This is a genomic window from Rhizobacter sp. P3_B12 (assembly GCF_056402895.1).
In genome coordinates, this window is the sequence record NZ_JBFUGN010001176.1 from 1 (window position 1) to 1,709 (window position 1,709).

Genomic DNA, 1,709 nt, shown 5'->3' on the forward strand with positions numbered 1-1,709 from the left:
GTGCGCATGCGCACCAGCTCCCACGCACCGTGCAGCTTCTCGCCCTCCAGCGTGAAGGCGATCTTGCCGGCCGCCAGGCCCTTCTTCGCCTCGCGCACGCCCCCCACCGGCTGCCAGCTGCCGCGGTCCCAGACGATCACGTCGCCGGCGCCGTAGTGGCCTTCGGGGATGTGGCCCTCGAAGCTGTTGTACGAGACCGGATGGTCTTCGGTGCGCACCGCGAGCCGCTTCTCGGCCGGGTCGAAGCTCGGCCCCTTGGGCACCGCCCACGACAGCATCACGCCGCCCAGTTCCAGACGGAAGTCGTAGTGCAGCCGCGTCGCATCGTGCTTCTGCACGACGAACACCAGCGCATCGCCAGCCTTCGCCCGCTCGCCGCGCGGCTCCGGCGTCTGGCTGAAATCGCGCTTGCTCCAATAGGTGTGCAGCGGGTCGGCTGGTGTCGATGCACGCGAACTGCGCTCCATGGCCCGCTCCTCAGGCACGCTTGCGCGCGGCGGTCTTGCGGGCCGGCGCCTTGGATGCCGATGCGACCTTCCCCTTCAGGCTCTTCGCGAGCAGCTCGGTCAGGTCGACCACGTTGCTCGGGCCGCTCTTCTCGCCGCTGTCTTCCATTGCTTCCACCTGCTCGGTCTCGCCGCGCTCGATGCGCTTGGCGACGAGCGCGTGGATCGCCTCGCTGAAGCGATCCGCATACGCCTCGGGCTTCCAGGTCTCGGTCATGTCGCCGATCAGCTGCTTCGCCATCTTCAGTTCGGCCTCCTTCAGGTTCGTGCCCTTCTTCCCCTCGGGCGGCAGCTTGATGTCGGCCCACGGGCGAATGTCCGCCGCCCAGCGCAGCGTGTTCAGCATCAGCGCCGGGCCGCTCGGGATCAGCGCCGCCAGGTGCTCCTTGGTGTGCATCACGACGCGCGCGATGCCGATCACGCCCGAGGCGAGCATCGCCTCGCGCAGCAGCGCATACACCTTCTCGCCCTTGGCCAGCGGCTCCAGGTAGTAGGGCCGGTCGAGCAGCGTGAACGGGATCTCGTCGGCATGCGCGAACGATTCGATCTCGATCGTCTGCGTGGTCTTCGGGTACGCAGCCTTGATCTCGTCGTCGCTCAGCACGACGTAGTCGCCGCCCTCGACCTTCACGCCCTTCACGATGTGCGACTTGTCGATCTCGCGCCCGGTGCGCTTGTTGACCCGCTTGTAGCCGACCGGGTCCATCGAGCGCTTGTCGAGCCAGTCGAAGTCGACGCCCGATTCCGACGACGCCGGGTACAGCGCGACCGGCACGTGCACCAGCCCGAAGCTGATGGCGCCTTTCCAGATGGCATGCGGCATGGCGGGACTCCTTGGGACGTGGTTCAGCGAGCTTCGACGACGAACCGAGCCTAGGGCGACCGCAGCGCAGGGCACCAGCGGCAGATCGCGCGCGTTGATGTAGGAAGACGCCGGCAGCAAAAATCTTTCTATCCGACTGGACGGCCCGTGCCGGCAGGAGTTCAATGGCCTCGCTGTAATTGGAACCGGTTCCAATGACCGCAGTACAGGGACCGTTTCTGCCACTCAAACGAGGAGACAGACATGAAACAGGTCCCATCACGCGGGTCGGGCCGCGCTTTGGCTTCGAGCATCGGGTTGACCGCCCTGCTGCTCGCGGCCTGCGGTGGCAACGACCCCGCCGCCCCTTCATCCGGCACGGTCAAGGAGCAGGCGAAGGC

General features: G+C 66.9%; 2 protein-coding genes. Both read right to left on the bottom strand.

Going from position 1 to position 1,709, the window contains the following annotated elements; all coding sequences use genetic code 11:
* On the bottom strand, positions 1-467 hold a 467-nt coding region (locus AC1D01_RS33470), incomplete at its 3' end, for a DNA polymerase ligase N-terminal domain-containing protein (RefSeq protein WP_477873779.1).
* A gap of 10 nt (positions 468-477) precedes the next feature.
* Complete coding sequence (gene ku / locus AC1D01_RS33475) at positions 478-1,329, bottom strand: non-homologous end joining protein Ku (protein ID WP_477873780.1); 852 nt, start codon at positions 1,327-1,329, stop codon at positions 478-480.
* Between the last annotated feature and the right edge of the window lie 380 nt (positions 1,330-1,709).

Bases quoted from the DNA above. Each gene is read 5' to 3' on its own strand.
- ku (WP_477873780.1), bottom strand. From the start codon at position 1,329: ATGCCGCATGCCATCTGGAAAGGCGCCATCAGCTTCGGGCTGGTGCAC.